Origin of the sequence: Saccharopolyspora rosea, from assembly GCF_025643595.1 — a bacterium.
Lineage (GTDB): Bacteria > Actinomycetota > Actinomycetes > Mycobacteriales > Pseudonocardiaceae > Saccharopolyspora > Saccharopolyspora rosea.
On the sequence record NZ_CP102826.1, the window covers coordinates 255,537 to 270,855 of the forward strand.

17 protein-coding genes are annotated in these 15,319 nt (G+C 72.1%); 11 read left to right on the forward strand and 6 right to left on the reverse strand.

Features of this window, described 5'->3' with window-relative positions; all coding sequences use genetic code 11:
* The first annotated feature begins 221 nt into the window (after positions 1-221).
* Positions 222-521: a WhiB family transcriptional regulator gene (locus tag NV263_RS01245; RefSeq protein ID WP_263250497.1), complete on the forward strand. Its 300-nt coding sequence runs from the start codon at positions 222-224 to the stop codon at positions 519-521.
* 81 nt (positions 522-602) lie between these two features.
* Here the strand turns inward: NV263_RS01245 and NV263_RS01250 are convergent, their stop codons facing one another.
* Positions 603-1,742: an ArsA family ATPase gene (locus tag NV263_RS01250; protein WP_263250498.1), complete on the reverse strand. Its 1,140-nt coding sequence runs from the start codon at positions 1,740-1,742 to the stop codon at positions 603-605.
* On the reverse strand, positions 1,739-2,737 hold the full coding sequence (locus NV263_RS01255) for an ArsA-related P-loop ATPase (protein ID WP_263250499.1): 999 nt from the start codon (positions 2,735-2,737) through the stop codon (positions 1,739-1,741). Before NV263_RS01255 ends, NV263_RS01250 begins: the two co-directional genes overlap by 4 nt.
* A gap of 128 nt (positions 2,738-2,865) precedes the next feature.
* Between NV263_RS01255 and NV263_RS01260 the strand changes: the two genes are divergently transcribed.
* The 4 genes from NV263_RS01260 to NV263_RS01275 all read left to right on the forward strand — a co-directional run bounded on the left by NV263_RS01260 (position 2,866) and on the right by NV263_RS01275 (position 5,468).
* Positions 2,866-3,024 (forward strand): DUF4177 domain-containing protein, encoded by a 159-nt coding sequence (locus NV263_RS01260; protein WP_263250500.1) that lies wholly within the window; start codon positions 2,866-2,868, stop codon positions 3,022-3,024.
* Between the two features lies 1 nt (position 3,025).
* Positions 3,026-3,484: a RidA family protein gene (locus tag NV263_RS01265; RefSeq protein ID WP_263250501.1), complete on the forward strand. Its 459-nt coding sequence runs from the start codon at positions 3,026-3,028 to the stop codon at positions 3,482-3,484.
* Positions 3,485-3,792: 308 nt separating this feature from the next.
* Positions 3,793-4,422, forward strand: coding sequence for a hypothetical protein (locus tag NV263_RS01270; protein WP_263250502.1), 630 nt, complete (start codon positions 3,793-3,795; stop codon positions 4,420-4,422).
* An 11-nt stretch (positions 4,423-4,433) separates the two neighbouring features.
* Positions 4,434-5,468 (forward strand): hypothetical protein, encoded by a 1,035-nt coding sequence (locus tag NV263_RS01275; protein WP_263250503.1) that lies wholly within the window; start codon positions 4,434-4,436, stop codon positions 5,466-5,468.
* An 18-nt stretch (positions 5,469-5,486) separates the two neighbouring features.
* Here NV263_RS01275 and NV263_RS01280 read toward each other — a convergent pair whose 3' ends face one another.
* Positions 5,487-6,374 carry a Gfo/Idh/MocA family protein gene (locus NV263_RS01280; RefSeq protein ID WP_263250504.1) on the reverse strand — a complete coding sequence of 296 codons (888 nt, stop codon included), beginning with the start codon at positions 6,372-6,374 and terminating at the stop codon, positions 5,487-5,489.
* Positions 6,375-7,376: 1,002 nt separating this feature from the next.
* Between NV263_RS01280 and NV263_RS01285 the strand changes: the two genes are divergently transcribed.
* Together NV263_RS01285 and NV263_RS01290 are read left to right on the forward strand one after the other, a co-directional pair.
* Positions 7,377-8,186, forward strand: a complete 810-nt coding sequence (locus NV263_RS01285) for an NUDIX hydrolase (protein WP_263253989.1) — start codon at positions 7,377-7,379, stop codon at positions 8,184-8,186.
* Positions 8,186-8,965 carry an MBL fold metallo-hydrolase gene (locus NV263_RS01290; protein ID WP_263250505.1) on the forward strand — a complete coding sequence of 260 codons (780 nt, stop codon included), beginning with the start codon at positions 8,186-8,188 and terminating at the stop codon, positions 8,963-8,965. Before NV263_RS01285 ends, NV263_RS01290 begins: the two co-directional genes overlap by 1 nt.
* Positions 8,966-8,972: 7 nt before the next feature.
* Here the strand turns inward: NV263_RS01290 and NV263_RS01295 are convergent, their stop codons facing one another.
* From NV263_RS01295 to NV263_RS01305, 3 genes are all read right to left on the reverse strand, one after another.
* The gene (locus NV263_RS01295; RefSeq protein WP_263253991.1) at positions 8,973-10,199 is read right to left on the reverse strand and encodes an MFS transporter; all 1,227 of its coding nucleotides are present in this window, start codon (positions 10,197-10,199) and stop codon (positions 8,973-8,975) included.
* A gap of 483 nt (positions 10,200-10,682) precedes the next feature.
* The gene (locus tag NV263_RS01300; RefSeq protein ID WP_168586181.1) at positions 10,683-11,357 is read right to left on the reverse strand and encodes a Crp/Fnr family transcriptional regulator; all 675 of its coding nucleotides are present in this window, start codon (positions 11,355-11,357) and stop codon (positions 10,683-10,685) included.
* Positions 11,358-11,452: 95 nt separating this feature from the next.
* The gene (locus NV263_RS01305; protein WP_029535541.1) at positions 11,453-11,707 is read right to left on the reverse strand and encodes a hypothetical protein; all 255 of its coding nucleotides are present in this window, start codon (positions 11,705-11,707) and stop codon (positions 11,453-11,455) included.
* A 112-nt stretch (positions 11,708-11,819) separates the two neighbouring features.
* On the opposite strand from NV263_RS01305, the gene nth reads away from it, so the two are divergent.
* The 4 genes from nth to NV263_RS01325 are packed head-to-tail and all read left to right on the forward strand — an operon-like array spanning position 11,820 to position 15,219.
* On the forward strand, positions 11,820-12,647 hold the full coding sequence (gene nth / locus NV263_RS01310; RefSeq protein WP_380758065.1) for an endonuclease III: 828 nt from the start codon (positions 11,820-11,822) through the stop codon (positions 12,645-12,647).
* Positions 12,644-13,285 (forward strand): TlpA family protein disulfide reductase, encoded by a 642-nt coding sequence (locus NV263_RS01315; protein ID WP_263250506.1) that lies wholly within the window; start codon positions 12,644-12,646, stop codon positions 13,283-13,285. The genes nth and NV263_RS01315 overlap by 4 nt, the downstream gene beginning before the upstream one ends.
* The gene (locus NV263_RS01320) at positions 13,282-13,989 is read left to right on the forward strand and encodes an NUDIX hydrolase (RefSeq protein ID WP_263250507.1); all 708 of its coding nucleotides are present in this window, start codon (positions 13,282-13,284) and stop codon (positions 13,987-13,989) included. The genes NV263_RS01315 and NV263_RS01320 overlap by 4 nt, the downstream gene beginning before the upstream one ends.
* 45 nt (positions 13,990-14,034) lie before the next feature.
* Positions 14,035-15,219: a MarP family serine protease gene (locus NV263_RS01325; protein ID WP_263250508.1), complete on the forward strand. Its 1,185-nt coding sequence runs from the start codon at positions 14,035-14,037 to the stop codon at positions 15,217-15,219.
* Positions 15,220-15,319 lie beyond the last annotated feature (100 nt).

The window sequence follows — 15,319 nt, forward strand, 5'->3', positions numbered from 1 at the left end:
GCTCGTGGTGACGGAGTGTCACGCAGGAGATCCGCCCGATGTGATGAGCTTCAAAGATAACGGAGCGACAACCGTTGTTTGGTTGTGGAACCAGCGGGCTCTAAAGTGCGTCCACGTCCAGCGACAGCACTGTTGCGGCCAATCGGCCGCGGCATCCGGTGCCGGGGGGCTCCGGACGAGAACAGTCGCCGACGATCCAGTGAGGAGCTGGGGGAGCTTTGATGTTCGAGCAGGGGGACTGGCGGGTTCGCGCGGCGTGCCGCGACCAGAATCCGGACCAGTTGTTCGTCCGCGGGGCCGAGCAGCGCAAGGCGCGCATGATCTGCTTCGGTTGCCCGGTCCGTACCGAGTGCTTGGGTGAAGCGCTCGACAACAAGATCGAATTCGGTGTCTGGGGCGGAATGACGGAACGGGAGCGGCGCGCGTTGCTGCGTCGGCGTCCCGATGTCCGCAACTGGCGTGAATTGCTGGAGGCCGCCCGGCAGGAATATGCCGATTTCCAGGACTACCAGGTCAGCTGAAGCTGCACCATTTCGGTGAAGTCCGTCCGGTGCCCGGATCGCCCATTTGCAGCCTGCGCATTTGGCCGGTCCGGGCACCGGCTATTCACCGGCCAACCGCCGGCCGATCTCCCGGAGCCCTTCGAGGTCGTGCACGTCCGAGGGCAGTGCCGGAACCCCGACCAGCGGCACCTCCGGGTGCGCCCGGGTGAACCGGGCCAGCAGCCGCTTCTCCCGTTCGGCCACCGCGACGCGGTCGGCGTGCACCCGCAGCACCGCGGCCGCCAGCGGGGCCGCACCACCGGACTCGATCTCCTCGGCCGTGGCCGCTGCCCTGGCCCCGGCCAGCCCGGCGAAGACCGGGTGCGTCCGGTTCGCGACCAACCCGGCCAGCGGCATCCGCTCCCCGGCGAGCCGCTCCACGAAGTAGGACGCCTCCCGCAGCGCGTCCGGTTCGGGTGCGGCCACGACCAGGAACGACGTGCCCGGTGAGCGCAGCAGCCGGTAGGTCTGCTCGGCGCGTTCCCGGAACCCGCCGAAGGTCGAGTCGAAGGCCTGCACGAACGTCGAGGCGTCGGCCAGCAGCTGGCCGCCGATGATCGTCGACACCGCCTTGGCGAAGATGCCGAACCCGGCTCCGACCAGCTTGCGCAGTCCCTTGCCGCCGACCCGGGCCGGGCTGGACAGCATCTTGATCAACCGGCCGTCCAGGACCGTGGACAGCCGCTGCGGCGCGTCCAGGAAGTCCAGCGCTGACCGGCTCGGCGGGGTGTCGACGATGATGAGGTCCCAGCTCCCGGTGGCCGACAGCTGCCCCAGCTTCTCCATCGCCATGTACTCCTGCGTGCCGGAGAACGAGGTGGAGATCGTCTTGTAGAACGGGTTGTTGAGGATCTGCTCGGCGCGTTCCCGGCCGGCGTGCGCGAGCACCATGTCGTCGAAGGTGCGGCGCATGTCCAGCATCATCGCGCTCAGGTCCCCGGCTGGCTCGAAGCCCGGCAGCTCCACCCGCCGCGGCTGGTTGCCGAGTTCGGGCAGGCCCAGCGCCTGCGCGAGCCGCCGCGCCGGGTCGATGGTGAGCACCACCGCCTTGCGCCCGCGCTCGGCGGCGCGCAGCGCCAGCGCCGCGGCGGTGGTCGTCTTGCCCACACCGCCGGAGCCGCAGCAGATCACGATCCGCGCGGCTGGATCGTCCAGCAGCGCGTCGACGTCGATCTGGGCAGGTCGGACCGGTTCGCTCATCGGGGGCTCCGGATGCCGTGGTCGGTGAGGATCTCGGCCAGTTCGTACAGCTCCGCGACGTCGATGCCGGTGAGTTCCGGCAGCGACAACGTGGGCAGGTCGGTCTCGGCGAGCTGCCGCCGCGCCTCCTGCTCGGCACGGGTGCGCACGGCGTGCTCGACGGTCTCGGCCACCAGGCCGTCGAGGGTGTCGTCGTCGACCTGCAGGCCGGCGTCGGCCAGCCCGGCGCGGATGCGGCCCGCGTCGACCCGCCCGTCGGCGGCCGCGGCGACCGAGCGCGCGGGCAGCCGGTCCGGTCGGACCCGGTTGCACACCACCCCGCCGGGGCGCAGGTCCGCGGCGTCGAGCTCGGCCACGGCCTCCAACGTCTCCCGGACCGGCAGTTCCTCCAGCAGCGTCACCAGGTGCACGACCGTGGCGTCGGAGTGCACCAGGCGCACCACGCCGTCGCTGTGCTCCCGGATCGGGCCGACCTTCGCCAGATCGGCCATGGCCCGCGTGACGTCGAGGAACTTCACCACGCGGCCGGTGGGTGGAGCGTCGACGACCACCGCGTCGTAGACGTACCGGCCGCGCTCGTCGGTGCGCGTCACGCACTCCTTGATCTTGCCGGTGAACAGCACGTCCCGGAGGCCGGGCGCCAGCGTGGTGGCGAACTCGATGGCGCCCATCCGGCGCAGCGTCCGCCCGGCGAAGCCGAGGTTGTAGAACATCGACAGGTACTCCAGCAGCGCGGCTTCGGCGTCGATGGCCAGCGCGCGGAGCTCGCCACCGCCGGGCGCCGCGGCGATCCACTCCTCGGAGTAGGGCAGCGGTGCGGTGTCGAACAGCTGCGCGATGCCCTGCCTGCCCTCCACCTCGATCAGCAGCACCCGGTGGCCGCCGGTCGCCAGGGCGAGCGCCAGGGCGGCGGCGACCGTCGTCTTGCCGGTGCCGCCCTTGCCGGTGACGACGTGCAGCCGTGCCTGGTTGAGTTCGGCGTCCCCATCGCTCACACGATCAGCTCCCCGCTCGTCGCCTCACGCGATCAGCGTAAGTCCGTCGGGTCGCCCGCGAGGGGTCGGTCGGGGAGCCGGGGTCCGGTTCGATCCGTTCCGCCCGGGGGTCTCCTAAGCTGACGGCCATGCAGAAGTGGGAGTACTCGACCGTGCCGTTGTTGAGCCACGCGACCAAGCAGATCCTCGACCAGTGGGGCGAGGACGGCTGGGAGCTGGTCGCCGTCCTGCCGGGGCCGACCGGCGAGCAGATGGTGGCCTACATGAAGCGTCCGAAGGAAGGCTGACATGGGCAGGTGGACCGACCGCCTGGCGGAGATCGGTGTCGAGCTGCCCGCCGTGGCCGCCCCGGTGGCGGCCTACGTGCCCGCGGTGCGCAGCGGTTCGCACGTCCACACCTCGGGCCAGGTGCCGTTCGTGAACGGCGAGCTGGCCGCGACCGGCAAGGTCGGCGGCAGCGTGAGCGCCGAGGAGGCCAAGGGCTGCGCCCGGGCGTGCGCGCTCAACGCTCTCGCGGCGGTGGACGCGCTGGTGGGGCTGGACTCCGTGGTCCGGGTCGTCAAGGTCGTCGGGTACGTCGCGTCGGCCGAGGGCTTCGGCGGGCAGCCCGGGGTGATCAACGGCGCGTCCGAGCTCCTCGGGGAGATCTTCGGCGAGGCGGGCCAGCACGCGCGCTCCGCGGTCGGCGTGGCCGAGCTGCCGCTCGGCGCTCCGGTCGAGGTCGAGCTGGTCGTCGAAGTTGAGTGAATAGGTTTCACAATTGCGCGGCGCCGTCCGAATCGGGCGGCGCCGCGTTGCTGCCGTGGCGGATTTCGACGGCAGCGCACGCGGCTGCACCACCGGCAAGTACGCTGCGATCACACCTGTCCGGACTTTTCATGATCACGATAGTCCGAACAGGTGGACACGATTCCAGGGCGTAGCCAATAGCACGACCAATGGGGGTTGATCGGTCGAGCAGTCGCGTCCAGAGTTCACCTGGACGGGTGCGCCCGGAGGGGCAGCGGCTGCGGGACACCCCGCACGAGGGAGCACGACACCGGGAAGGGGCCGACGTGGCGGTGCCGGAAAACGATCAGCTGTGCCACGAACTGCTACTACGACTCGCCGGCCGGTTGCCCGATCGATTCCTGTGGCGCTACCGGGACTGGCTCGCCGGCGGCGCCGCGGACGTGCTCGCCCGGTCGCTGCCCGCCACCCTGCTGCGGGAACGCATCCCGCTCGACGACGCCGACCACCGGCTGCTGGCGGAGGCGCTGCTGCCGCTGGGCGCCGACCGGTCCGTCGTGGACGCGATCCCGCCCGCCGACCGACCCGCCGCCGACCACGCCTTCAGCCCGGGTTCGGCGACCGACGGGCGCACCGACTCCGAGCTGCTGGTCCTCGGCGCCACGTTGCGGGGCCGACCGGGTGTGGGCGAGGTCCGCAGCAGCTGGCGACGCGACGACGGCGGCCGCGCCAAACGGGTCGTGCTGGTCACCGCGTCCGCCGACGTCATCGCCCTGACCGGGGAGATCCAACGGGTGCTCCGGGCGCTGGGCGACGCCGAACCCTGCGTCGAAGTGATCCCCTCCGAACTGGACCCCACCCCGTACCACCGGGCCGCGCTCGCCGAGTCGGTGCTGGTGTGCACCGGGGCCGACGAACTCGTGGGACACCGCGGCTTCAGCGGTGCGAATCCGTGAAGGAGTCAAGCGTGGTGGACATCGCCGAAGGCACCGGCCCCGCCGACCGGCTGCAGACCCTGCTGCTGGCCATGACCGGCAGGGTCGACGACGACGCGGTCAACACGACCCGCGAACTGCTCGGCACCGGCCGGCTCGACGCGGCGGCCGAGTTCCTCACCGGCTGCCTGCTCGCGGGTCGGATCCCGGTGTCCTCGACCGAGCAGTACCACCTGCGCCGGGTGCTGGACGACACCCGCTCCCCGCACAGCCTCGCCGACCGGCTGCACGTCGTCGACGCGGTGCCCGCCGAGGAACACCGCTTCGCCGAGCCCGAGGAGGACGGCGGTGACCTGGTCGCCGCGCTGGCTCCGGTCACCTCCCGGCTCGCGGGAGTGCACGGCCTGTGGTCGGTCACCCGGACCACACCGGCCGGCGCGAGCTACCGAGCTGTGCCGCGCCGGGTGCTGCTCGCCGAGGTCGGCTCCGACGGTTCCGCCTCGGCCGTGGGCCTGCAACTCATCGAGGCGCTGCGCCGGGCAGGGGTCGACTGCTCCGTCGACGTCTTCACCAGCGGCACCGACCTGCCCGGGTACCACCGCGACGCGCTCGCCGCGGCTCAGCGGGTGAGCCTGGGCGGCGAGCCGCCGGCGGCCCGGGCCGAGCCCGCGCCCGCCGCGCCGGAGGTGTCCGCCCCGGCTCCCGAGGTCCCCGCGCAGGAGGCGGCCCCGCCGCCAGAGCCGGAACCGGCGCCCGAACCCGAACCCGAGGAGGAGCCCGCGGCGGCGCGACCGGCCACCGCGCAGGCGGAGTCCAAGGGCGAGGACGGCTCGATGCGCGTGCCCCCGGCCGTCGACGCCAAGCTGACCGACCGGGAGCGCAACCTGCTGCGCAAGCTGCACGAGGAACTCGCCCACCGCGAGCAGGACCGCTCGGCCCCGCGCAGGCAGTCGTCGCGTCCGACCCAGGACGCCTGGACGTCGACCATGCCCGGCACCAGCACCGGCAGCTTCCCGCCGATCAGCGCCCCGGTCGGCAACCAGGGCTACTCCGGCCAGCAGCACTGACCGCCTGACCAGGACGGTTCAGGCGGCGGCGAGCACGTCGGACAGGACGCGCTGGAGGTGCAGCCCGCGGCTGACGTCGCACGGGTGGTGGGTCTCGCCGTCGTGGATCATGGCGAGGAAGTCGTCCAGCATGCGCGCGTAGCACTCCCGAGCGGCGGTGCGCCGCCCGCCCAGCTGCGACTGGCCGCGCACGCCGTACACGGAGAAGTCGACGACAGCGGGCTGGACCGGCACGCGCAGCGACAGCGTGAGCGTGCTCGTCGCGCCGCCGACGTGGCCGAACACGATCTGCCACAGGTCGTCACCGCTGCGGTGCGCGTAGGGCACCCGGTCGACGTCGCCGAGCGCGGCCTCCAGCAGGTCGATGGCGTGCGGGCCCGCGTCGATCAGCGCGCCGGCGGTCTCCTGCCGCCACGGCGACGCCGCGTAGTCGCCGCCGAGCAACCCGCCCGCCAGCCAGCGCCCGGTACCACCGCGCCAGCCGTCCGTGCTGCGCAGCCCGGACAGCCACCGCCCCACCTCGGGGTCGAACCGCCGGGTCAGCATCATCAACGCCGCCACCCCGGACTCCCGCACCGCGTCGGCGATCTTCCGCGCTCCGCGCTCGTCGGTGGCCAGCGGCTTCTCCAACACCAGGTGCTTGCGCGCCCGAGCCGCGCGCGGGGCCAGCTCGGCCTGCACCGCGGGCGGCACCGCGAAGGCCACGGCGTCGACCGATTCCAACAGCTGCTCGAACCCGTCGACGACATCCGCCCCGTACGGCTCGGCGAGCTCCTTCGCCGCGTCCGGCCGACGCGCCCACACCGCCGCCAACCGCGTGCCCTCGTGATCGAACAACCCGGGCCCGTGCACCCGACGAGCCCACGGCCCGGCTCCGACAACCCCGACACGCACCGCATCTCCCATACCGGCCATGGTGCCTCCGCCCCACCCCACCCGCCGCAGAAGGCCCCCTGCCCTGCACCGACGATCACACCGTCCTCGCCCCCGCGAGGAGAGCGGAAAATCTCGTTGACCAAGCAATCAAATCGGGAATGAATATGGCGCAGATCACAGATCTTTTGCTGCCAGAAGGATACGCGCCAGTAGTTTTTCCGCCGCGGCCGGTTGTTCCAGCTCATGTTCCGGAAAACGATTTCCATGCGACGTCGTGCCGTGTCACGACGTGCACGCTCCGTGCGCATCTTTGTCGTGTCCATGCCCAGGTGGCCGTATCGTTCACGCGCTTGGTCTGATCATCCTGTTACTCTCTGCTGCATCGATCGCGCGCTCGTCGCTCCTTCCAAGTCGAGCTGGGGGACAGGGTTCGCGCTCGGGTCGTCAGTCCGAAACGCCGGATGCCCGGCGCGGAGGAAGGATGTGCGAAGCGTGGTCGATGCGGAAGGGCGACAGCCAGACAAGTGGCGTCGGCGGGCCGCTGACGCATTCGAGAACGCGGCACTGGGGGTAGATCTCGCAGTGGTCGTCCTCGAAGTGTCCGGCCGAGGCGGCCCGGCTGGAGCAGCCAGGCCGCTGGCCGTCGCGCTGCGGGTCGTTGCCCGGATGGTCCGTGGTCAGGAGTGACCACTAGCGGCGGCCGAGGTGCGCGACCGACGAGGGCGGCAACCCTCGGCGTTCCTCGGCCGTCGTTTTTTCACGCGATCTGAAATCGCACGATCACCCTAACGGTCGTACTGGTTCGTGTGCCATCGATCTGCCAGGATCGGGCGTTCTGGCCGGAGGTTCGAACGCTAGCCCGTTGGAGTGTTTCCTCGTCATGACCCTTGCGGAGCGGCGCGAAATGGTTTCTATGACGTGCATCACATTATGTGATCATGCATGCGGCTTCTGTGAAGCCCATGCCGCGGCTCCTACCGACGCCGTCCGCTCCGACATAGTGTGATCGGCATGGTGCGACTGCCCGAGGAGATGGCCCTGCCGGAAGGGTTCGTGCCGCCGGAGCCCCCCGATCCGCCGGCGGCGCCGAAGGACGCCGCGACCGTGGTGCTGGTGCGCGAGGGCGCCGAGGGGACCGAGGTGTTCCTGCAGCGGCGGGTGGCCGGAATGGCCTTCGCCGGGGGCATGACGGTCTTCCCGGGCGGAGGTGTGGATCCGCGGGACTCGGACGTCTCGGTGGCGTGGAGCGGCCCCGAGCCGGGCTGGTGGGCGGAGCGCTTCGGGTGCTCGACCGGGCTGGCGCGGGCGCTGGTGTGCGCGGCCGTGCGCGAGACGTTCGAGGAGTCCGGTGTGCTGCTCGCCGGCCCCGCCGCCGACGAGGTGGTCGGGGATACCTCCCGCTACGCCGACGCGCGGTCGGCGCTGGTGTCCCGGGACGTCTCGCTGGCGGAGTTCCTGTCCGACGCCGGGCTCGTGCTGCGCGCCGACCTGCTGCGCCCCTGGGCGAACTGGGTGACGCCGGAGGCCGAGCCCAAGCGCTACGACACGAGGTTCTTCCTCGCCGCGATGCCGGCGGGGCAGCGGGCCGACGCCGTGACCACCGAGGCGTCCGAGGCGTACTGGCGCACCCCGCAGCAGGCGCTGGCCGACTGGAGGGAGGGCCGCTGCGGACTGCTCCCGCCGACCTGGGTGACGCTCACCGAGGTCGCCGAGTGCGGCGGCGTGCGGGCGGCGCTGGACGCCGAGCGCGGTCTCGGCAAGGTCATCCCGCGCCTGGTCCGCCGCGACGGGCGGTGGCGCGCGGTGCTGCCCGGCGAACCCGGATACGAGGAGGCGAAGTGATGGAGCACCCGGCGTACGGCGAGCTGCGGCCGGTGACCCCGTACGCGTCGGTGCTGCTGGCCCGCAACCCGACGCCGATGACGCTGGAGGGCACCAACACGTGGGTGGTGGGCTCCCCGGACGCCGCGGACCGCGTGGTGATCGACCCCGGGCCGGACGACCCGGACCACCTGCAACGGGTCGCCGACGCCGGTCCGGTGTCGCTGGTGCTGCTCACCCACCACCACCCCGACCACACCGACGGCGTCGAGCACTTCACCCGGCTGACCGGCGCTCCGGTGCGCGCGCTGGATCCCGGCCTGTGCCGCAACGCCGAACCGCTCGCCGACGGCGAGGTGGTCGAGGCGGCCGGAGTCGAACTGCGCGTGCTGGCCACGCCCGGCCACACCAGCGACTCGATCTGCCTGCTCGCCGAGCACGACGAGCCGGCGGTGTTCACCGGCGACAGCGTGCTCGGCCGCGGCACCACGGTCGTCGCGCACCCCGACGGCCACCTCGGCTCCTACCTGCGGTCGCTGCGGCGCCTGGTGGCCCTGCCGGAGGGCACGCGGGTCCTGCCCGGCCACGGGCCGGAACTGCCCGACGCGGGCGCCGCCGCCGCGGCCTACCTGGAGCACCGCGAACAGCGCCTCGACCAGGTGCGGGCGGTGGTCCGCGACCGCGGCCCGGACGTCACCCCGCGCCAGGTCGTCGAGATCGTCTACGCGGACGTGGACCGCTCCGTCTGGCCGGCCGCCGAACTGACCGTCCAGGCCCAGCTCACCTACCTCCGGGAGTGACGCGGGGTCACACCCCGGCGAGGCCGACGTCCGAGCGGCTGGTGGCCGGGACGAGGCTGCGGCGGCGGAACCACAGGACCGCGGCGAGGACGAGGCCGACGGCGCTGGCCGTCGCGAACGACGCGGGCGGGCCGCTGAGCTCGGCGAGCTGACCGCTCGCCGACTGCCCGATCGCCGACCCCAGGGTCACCGACGTCACCACCCAGCCGAACGCCTCGGTCGCGGTGCCCTGCGGGGCCGCGATCTCGATCGCGACCGAGTGCGCGGTCGACTGCGGGGTGATGAAGCTGCCCGCGGCCAGCAACGCGAGGCACAGGCCCCACAGCGTCGACGGAACGGCCAGCAGCGCGATCAACGCCGCGAAGCCGAACAGCAGGGCGGGCAGGCGCAGGTGCATCGGCCGCGGCCAGGGCCGCACGCCATAGATCACGCCGACGATGACGGAGCTGACCGACAGCACGCTGAGCAGCAGACCGCCCGCCGTGGCGTGCCCGGCGTCGGTGGCGGCCGCCGGAACGCCGACCTCGACGAAGCCGATCAGGATGCCGAAGCCCAGCGCGGCCAGCGCGACGGTGCGCATCCCGGGCGTGGCCAGCGCGCCCAGCAGGCTCCCGGCGGGGCGTTCGGCGGCCTGCGGTCGCTGGCCCCGGGCCGCGCGCGTGGAGGCGAACCAGACGCTGCCGATGACCATGCAGGCGGCGCCGACCACGACGCCGGTGCCCGGCCACGGCATGGCGACCAGGATGCCAGCCAGCCCGGGACCGAGGATGAAGAAGACCTCCATGCTGATCGCCTCGTACGAGTACGCGGCGTCGCGGACCGGGCCGGGCGGCAGCAGCTCGTTCCACAGCGCCCGGGAGGCCGGTCCCGTCATCGGTTCGCTCACGCCGACGAGGAACGCCAGCGGCGCGAGCACCCCGACCGGCAGGTGCGCCTCGACCGCCAGGACGGCAGCGGTGACGCACGCGGCGAAGACCCCGGCCATCACGTACAGCGGGATGCTCGGACCCACCCGGTCCATCACGCGCCCCTGCGCGACCGAGCCGCACGCGACGCCGACCAGGGCGCTGGCCGACACCAGCCCGGCCGCCGCGAAGCTGCCGGTCTCGCGCTGCACGTAGAGCATCAGCGCGAGCCCGACCATCGCGATCGGCAGGCGTGCCAGCAGCGAAGCCGTCACGGGTGCGGCTGCGCCGGGAGTGGTCAGTGCGGTGCGGTAATCGCGGAGGGACATGGACACGCGTACCAGTATCCGGATAGTGGTACGAACGTACCAACCCATGTGGCGTTATTCCGGTCACGTCTGGCGTGATGGGACCTATGACCCGGTTCCGTTACCCGCGTTTCCGGGCACACTCTTAGTCAGGAGCCGACCTCGGTACGCAATCCGGGTGACCTCCGAAACCAATGCCCGGGGCCGCCGCGTCCTGGAAGGTGAGAGGGCTTGAACCCGGACTCGGGCGTCGAGCATCGTCGAGAAAACGGCTTCCTCCGGTGCAGAGGATTCGGGGCCGACGCATCGGAGGATCGGGGGAGCGTGGTTGGTCGTCGGGGGACGAACCACGCACATGTGAAGGGGCTGGAGCGCCGCGTCGGGGGTGGCGCCCAGTCCCTTCACAGCGTTCGGGCGCGCATGAGAACGCGCGCCGACTGAAGGATCCGGGAGCGGTCCCGAATCCGTCGGTCGGCGCGCGTGCGCGCGAGCTGGGCAGCGGGCTCAGCGAGCCCGGCGAGCCAGCCGCTCCGGGTCGAGGATGAGCACGCTCTTGCCCTCCAACCGCAGCCAGCCGCGGTGCGCGAAGTCCGCCAGCGCCTTGTTCACGGTCTCCCGGGACGCCCCGACGTACTGCGCGATCTCCTCCTGCGTCAGGTCGTGGGTGACCCGCAGCAGGCCCGCTTCCTGGCTGCCGAAGCGCTGCGCGAGCTGCAGCAGCGCCTTGGCGACGCGTCCCGGAACATCGGTGAAGATCAGGTCCGCGAGCATGCCGTTGGTGCGGCGCAGTCGCCGGGCGACCACGCGCAGCAGCTGCTCGGCGATCTCCGGACGGGTGGCGATCCACTGCCGCAGCGCCGAGCGGTCCATGCTCAGCGTGCGGACCTCGGTGACCGTGGTCGCCGTCGACGTCCGCGGTCCCGGGTCGAAGATGGACAGCTCGCCGAACATGTCCGACGGCCCCATGATCGCCAGCAGGTTCTCCCTGCCGTCCGGGGACTTGCGCCCGAGCTTCACCTTGCCGGACTGAATGATGTAAAGCCGGTCACCCGGCTCGCCCTCGGCGAAGATCACGTGTCCTCGCGGGAACTCCACGGGTTCCAGCGACTGGGCCAGTGCCTCCGCCGCGGCCGGCTCCACGCCCTGGAAGATGCCGGCCCGGGCCAGGGTCTCGTCCACCTCGTCCCTCCATGTTGAGACGCGGCGGCTGTCTGTCGAATGCCGACCCGCCGTCGCGTGTCTGGCGTGTGCCGCCGATCACTACCAGCTAAATTCTAAGACTGGTCGCGGGAGCGGCGAGTACGCAGCCTACCGGCGCGTCCCACCCTGCGAAGCTGGAACAGCTCCAGCGCGCGTCCAATTCCTTGCCGGAACAGCGCCCGGACCTCGTCGGGTCGGGCGTTCTCCAGCAGTTCCTCCACCTCGTTCTCCTGCACCGCCACGTGGCGCAGTCGTGCCTCCACGCGCTCCATGAACAACGTGAAGAACATGATCACGAGCGGTACGACGATGACGAACCAGGCAGCCATGATGGTGAAATCCTCGCTCATGCCGTCAGGGGGGATGCAACCGGGGGTGGGTTCTGCGCGCGCGTGACGGTGCGGGCACCTCCCGTGGCGATCGGATCCGTACTCTGGTGGGGTGTCGGACCCAGCTCGAACCAAGCTCACCACGACCGCCAGGTCCCGCGTCGGCGAATCCCGGCTGGGCCTGGTCCGGCGGGCCCGCCGGATGCTCCGTGCGTTGGCCGAAGCTTATCCGGACGCGCACTGCGAACTCGACTTCGGCACCCCGCTGGAACTCGCGGTGGCCACGATCCTGTCCGCGCAGTGCACCGACAAGCGGGTCAACGAGGTCACTCCGGCCCTGTTCGCGAAGTACCCGACGGCCGCCGACTACGCCGGGGCCGACCGCGTCGAGCTGGAGGAGATGATCCGCTCCACCGGCTTCTACCGGAACAAGGCCGCCTCGCTGATGGGGCTGGGCGCGGCGCTGGTGGAGCGGCACGGCGGCGAGGTGCCGGACACGCTGGACGAGCTGGTCAAGCTGCCGGGCATCGGGCGCAAGACCGCGAACGTGATCCTCGGCAACGCCTTCGACGTGCCCGGGATCACCGTCGACACGCACTTCGGGCGGCTTGTGCGCCGGTGGGGCTGGACCGCGGAGGAGGACCCGGTCAAGGTCGAACACGCGGTCGGTGAGCTCATCCCGCGCAAGGAGTGGACGATGCTCTCGCACCGGGTGATCTTCCACGGCCGCCGCGTCTGCCACTCCCGCAAGCCCGCCTGCGGGGCCTGCCTGCTGGCCCGCGACTGCCCGTCCTTCGGCGCCGGGCCGACCGAACCGCAGGAGGCGGCGAAGCTGGTCCGCGGCCCGGAGGCGCCGCGTCTGCTGAAACTGGCCGGGGTCGCCGACGAGGTCCCGGAGAAGACGATCGAGCGCGCCGCCGCCAAGGAGCCGTCGGCGTGAGCCGCTGGGCCGCGTACCGCACCGAGATCCGCTGGACGATCGTGGTCGTCGTGCTCGCGGTCGTCGGGATCATCGCGCTGTGGCCGCGCGGCTCCGAACAGCGCTCGGACACCGCCGCGCCGCCGCCCGCACCGCCCGCCGCCCGCGCCGTCGATCCGACGCAGCGCACCGCCGCCGCGTTGGAGACGTGCCGGTCGACGGCCGGCGGGCCGGCCGGACTGACCGGCGTCGGGGTCACCTGCATGGCGGATGGGAAGCCGGTCGACCTCGCATCGGCGGTGGCCGGAGAGCCGACGTTGATCAACGTCTGGGCCTCGTGGTGCGCGCCGTGCCGCACCGAGCTCCCCGCGCTCCAGGAGTACTCGAAGCAGCCCGACGCGATCCGCGTGGTGGGCGTGCAGGTCGAAAGCGATGAGGCGGACGGTCTTGACCTGCTCCGGCAACTCGGCGTTCACTTCCCGAACGTGCACGACGGGAATGATCGAGCGCAGGCGGCGCTGAAGGCGCCGAACCTGCTTCCCGTCAGCTACGTGGTGACGTCCTCCGGCGAGGTGCGTCGCATCGATCCGCCCGTCGCGTTCGAATCGCCCGACGAGGTTCGGGCCGCCGTGCGGCGAACGTTGGGGAGTGGCCCGTGACCGGACCCCTGGTCGACCCGGCGGACGTGCCGGAATGGCTCCGCCCGCTGGTCGAGCGCACCGCCGACCTGGATCCCGGGCACTTCGGCTGGCCGCGCGCCAACCCGCCGGCCAGCGCCCGCCCGGCCGCCGTGCTCGTGCTGTTCGGCGAGGGCGAGTCCGGGCCGGACGTGCTGCTGCTGCGCCGCGCCGACGGGCTGAACTCGCACCCCGGCCAGGTCGCCTTCCCCGGCGGGTCGGTCGACTCCACCGACCGGGGACCGGTCGACGCCGCGGTGCGCGAGGCCGTCGAGGAGGTCGGGCTGCGACCCGACGGCGTGCGCCCGGTCGCCACGCTGCCCGAACTGCACGTACCGCACAGCGGCTTCCGGGTGAGCCCGGTGCTGGCGCACTGGGTGCGGCCGTCGCCGGTCGCGCCGGTCGACCCGGGCGAGACCGCGGCCGTGGCGCGGGTCCCGATCGCCTGGCTGACCGATCCGGCGAACCGGCTGCGCGTGGAACTCGCCGGGCGGCACCCGAGTCCCGCGTTCCTGGTGCCCGGCATGCTTGTCTGGGGTTTCACCGGCGGACTGCTGTCCGGGCTGCTCGACCTGGCCGGCTGGGCCCGCCGGTGGAACCGCGCCGACGTGCGAGAACTCGACGAGGCGTGGCGAGCGGCCGAGGAAGCCGACGACATCGGTTTCGGCCGCACCGGGGCGGTTTGAGACCGTGGTGACCGCGCGTCGGGCGAGAGGACGAGGTGACGACCGGTGAACTGGGTTGATCTGCTGGTGGTCTTGCTGGCCCTGCTCGCCGCGGTGTCCGGCGCGCGCAGCGGTCTGGTCACGGCCCTGTTCTCGTTCCTGGGCGTTTTCGTCGGCGCCGTCGTGGGTCTCAAGGTCGCACCGCTGCTGCTGGAACGCCTGGACAACCCGACCGCGCGCATCGGCTTCGGCGTCGGCATCGTGGTGCTGCTGGTCGCCCTCGGCGAGACGTTCGGCATGTGGGCCGGGCGGGAACTGCGGGACCGGATCACCTCGGCGAAGCTGACCGGAGTGGACAACGCGTTCGGCGCGATCCTGCAGTGCGCGGCGGTTTTCGTGGTCGCCTGGCTCGTCGCGCTGCCGTTCACCTCGGCGTCCGCGCTGCCCGGGTTGGCCTCGGCGGTCACCCGGTCCAAAGTGCTCCGCGCGGTCGATTCGGTGATGCCCGAGTCGGCCAAGCAGTTGCCCGACGAACTGCGCCGGATGCTCGGCGTGGCCGGCTTCCCGGACGCGTTGGAGCCGTTCACCGAGACCCCGGTCGCGCAGATCGCGCCACCGGACCCGGCGCTGGACAACAGCCCGGCGGTGCGCCACGCGCGCACCAGCGTGGTGAAGGTGCGCGGCCGCGCGGTGTCCTGCGCGCGGGCGCTGGAGGGGACCGGATTCGTCGTCGCACCGCACCGCGTGATGACCAACGCGCACGTCGTGGCCGGGACCGACCACGTGGCGATCGAGATCGGCCGCGGCGAGTTCGACGCGAAGGTGGTGCTCTACGACCCGCGCACGGACATCGCGGTGCTGTCCGTTCCGGACCTGGACGCCGACGCGATGTCCTTCGCGCACGCCCCGGCGAAGCCGGGTGACGACGTGATCGCGCTCGGCTACCCGCTGGACGGCCCCTACACCGCGTCGGCGGGCCGGGTGCGGGAGCGGATCCACCTGCGCGGTCCGGACATCTACGACGCGAACACCGTGACCCGGGACGTCTACACGGTGCGCGGGAAGGTCCGGAGCGGGAACTCCGGCGGACCGCTCATCGACCCGAGCGGCCACGTGGTCGGCGTGGTCTTCGGCGCCGCGGTGGACGATCCGGAGACCGGCTTCGCCCTCACCTCCGACGAGGTCGCCGACGAGGTGGCCGCCGCGCCGAGCCTGCACGACCAGGTCCCGACGGGGCAGTGCACGAACTGAGCGCCGGTGTTCGGACTCGCCGTCCCCGGCGGTGCCGTCCCCCGAGGAGGCCCTGCACCCACCGGAGAACCCGCGGCGGTGCCGGTCGCGAGACCGCTCA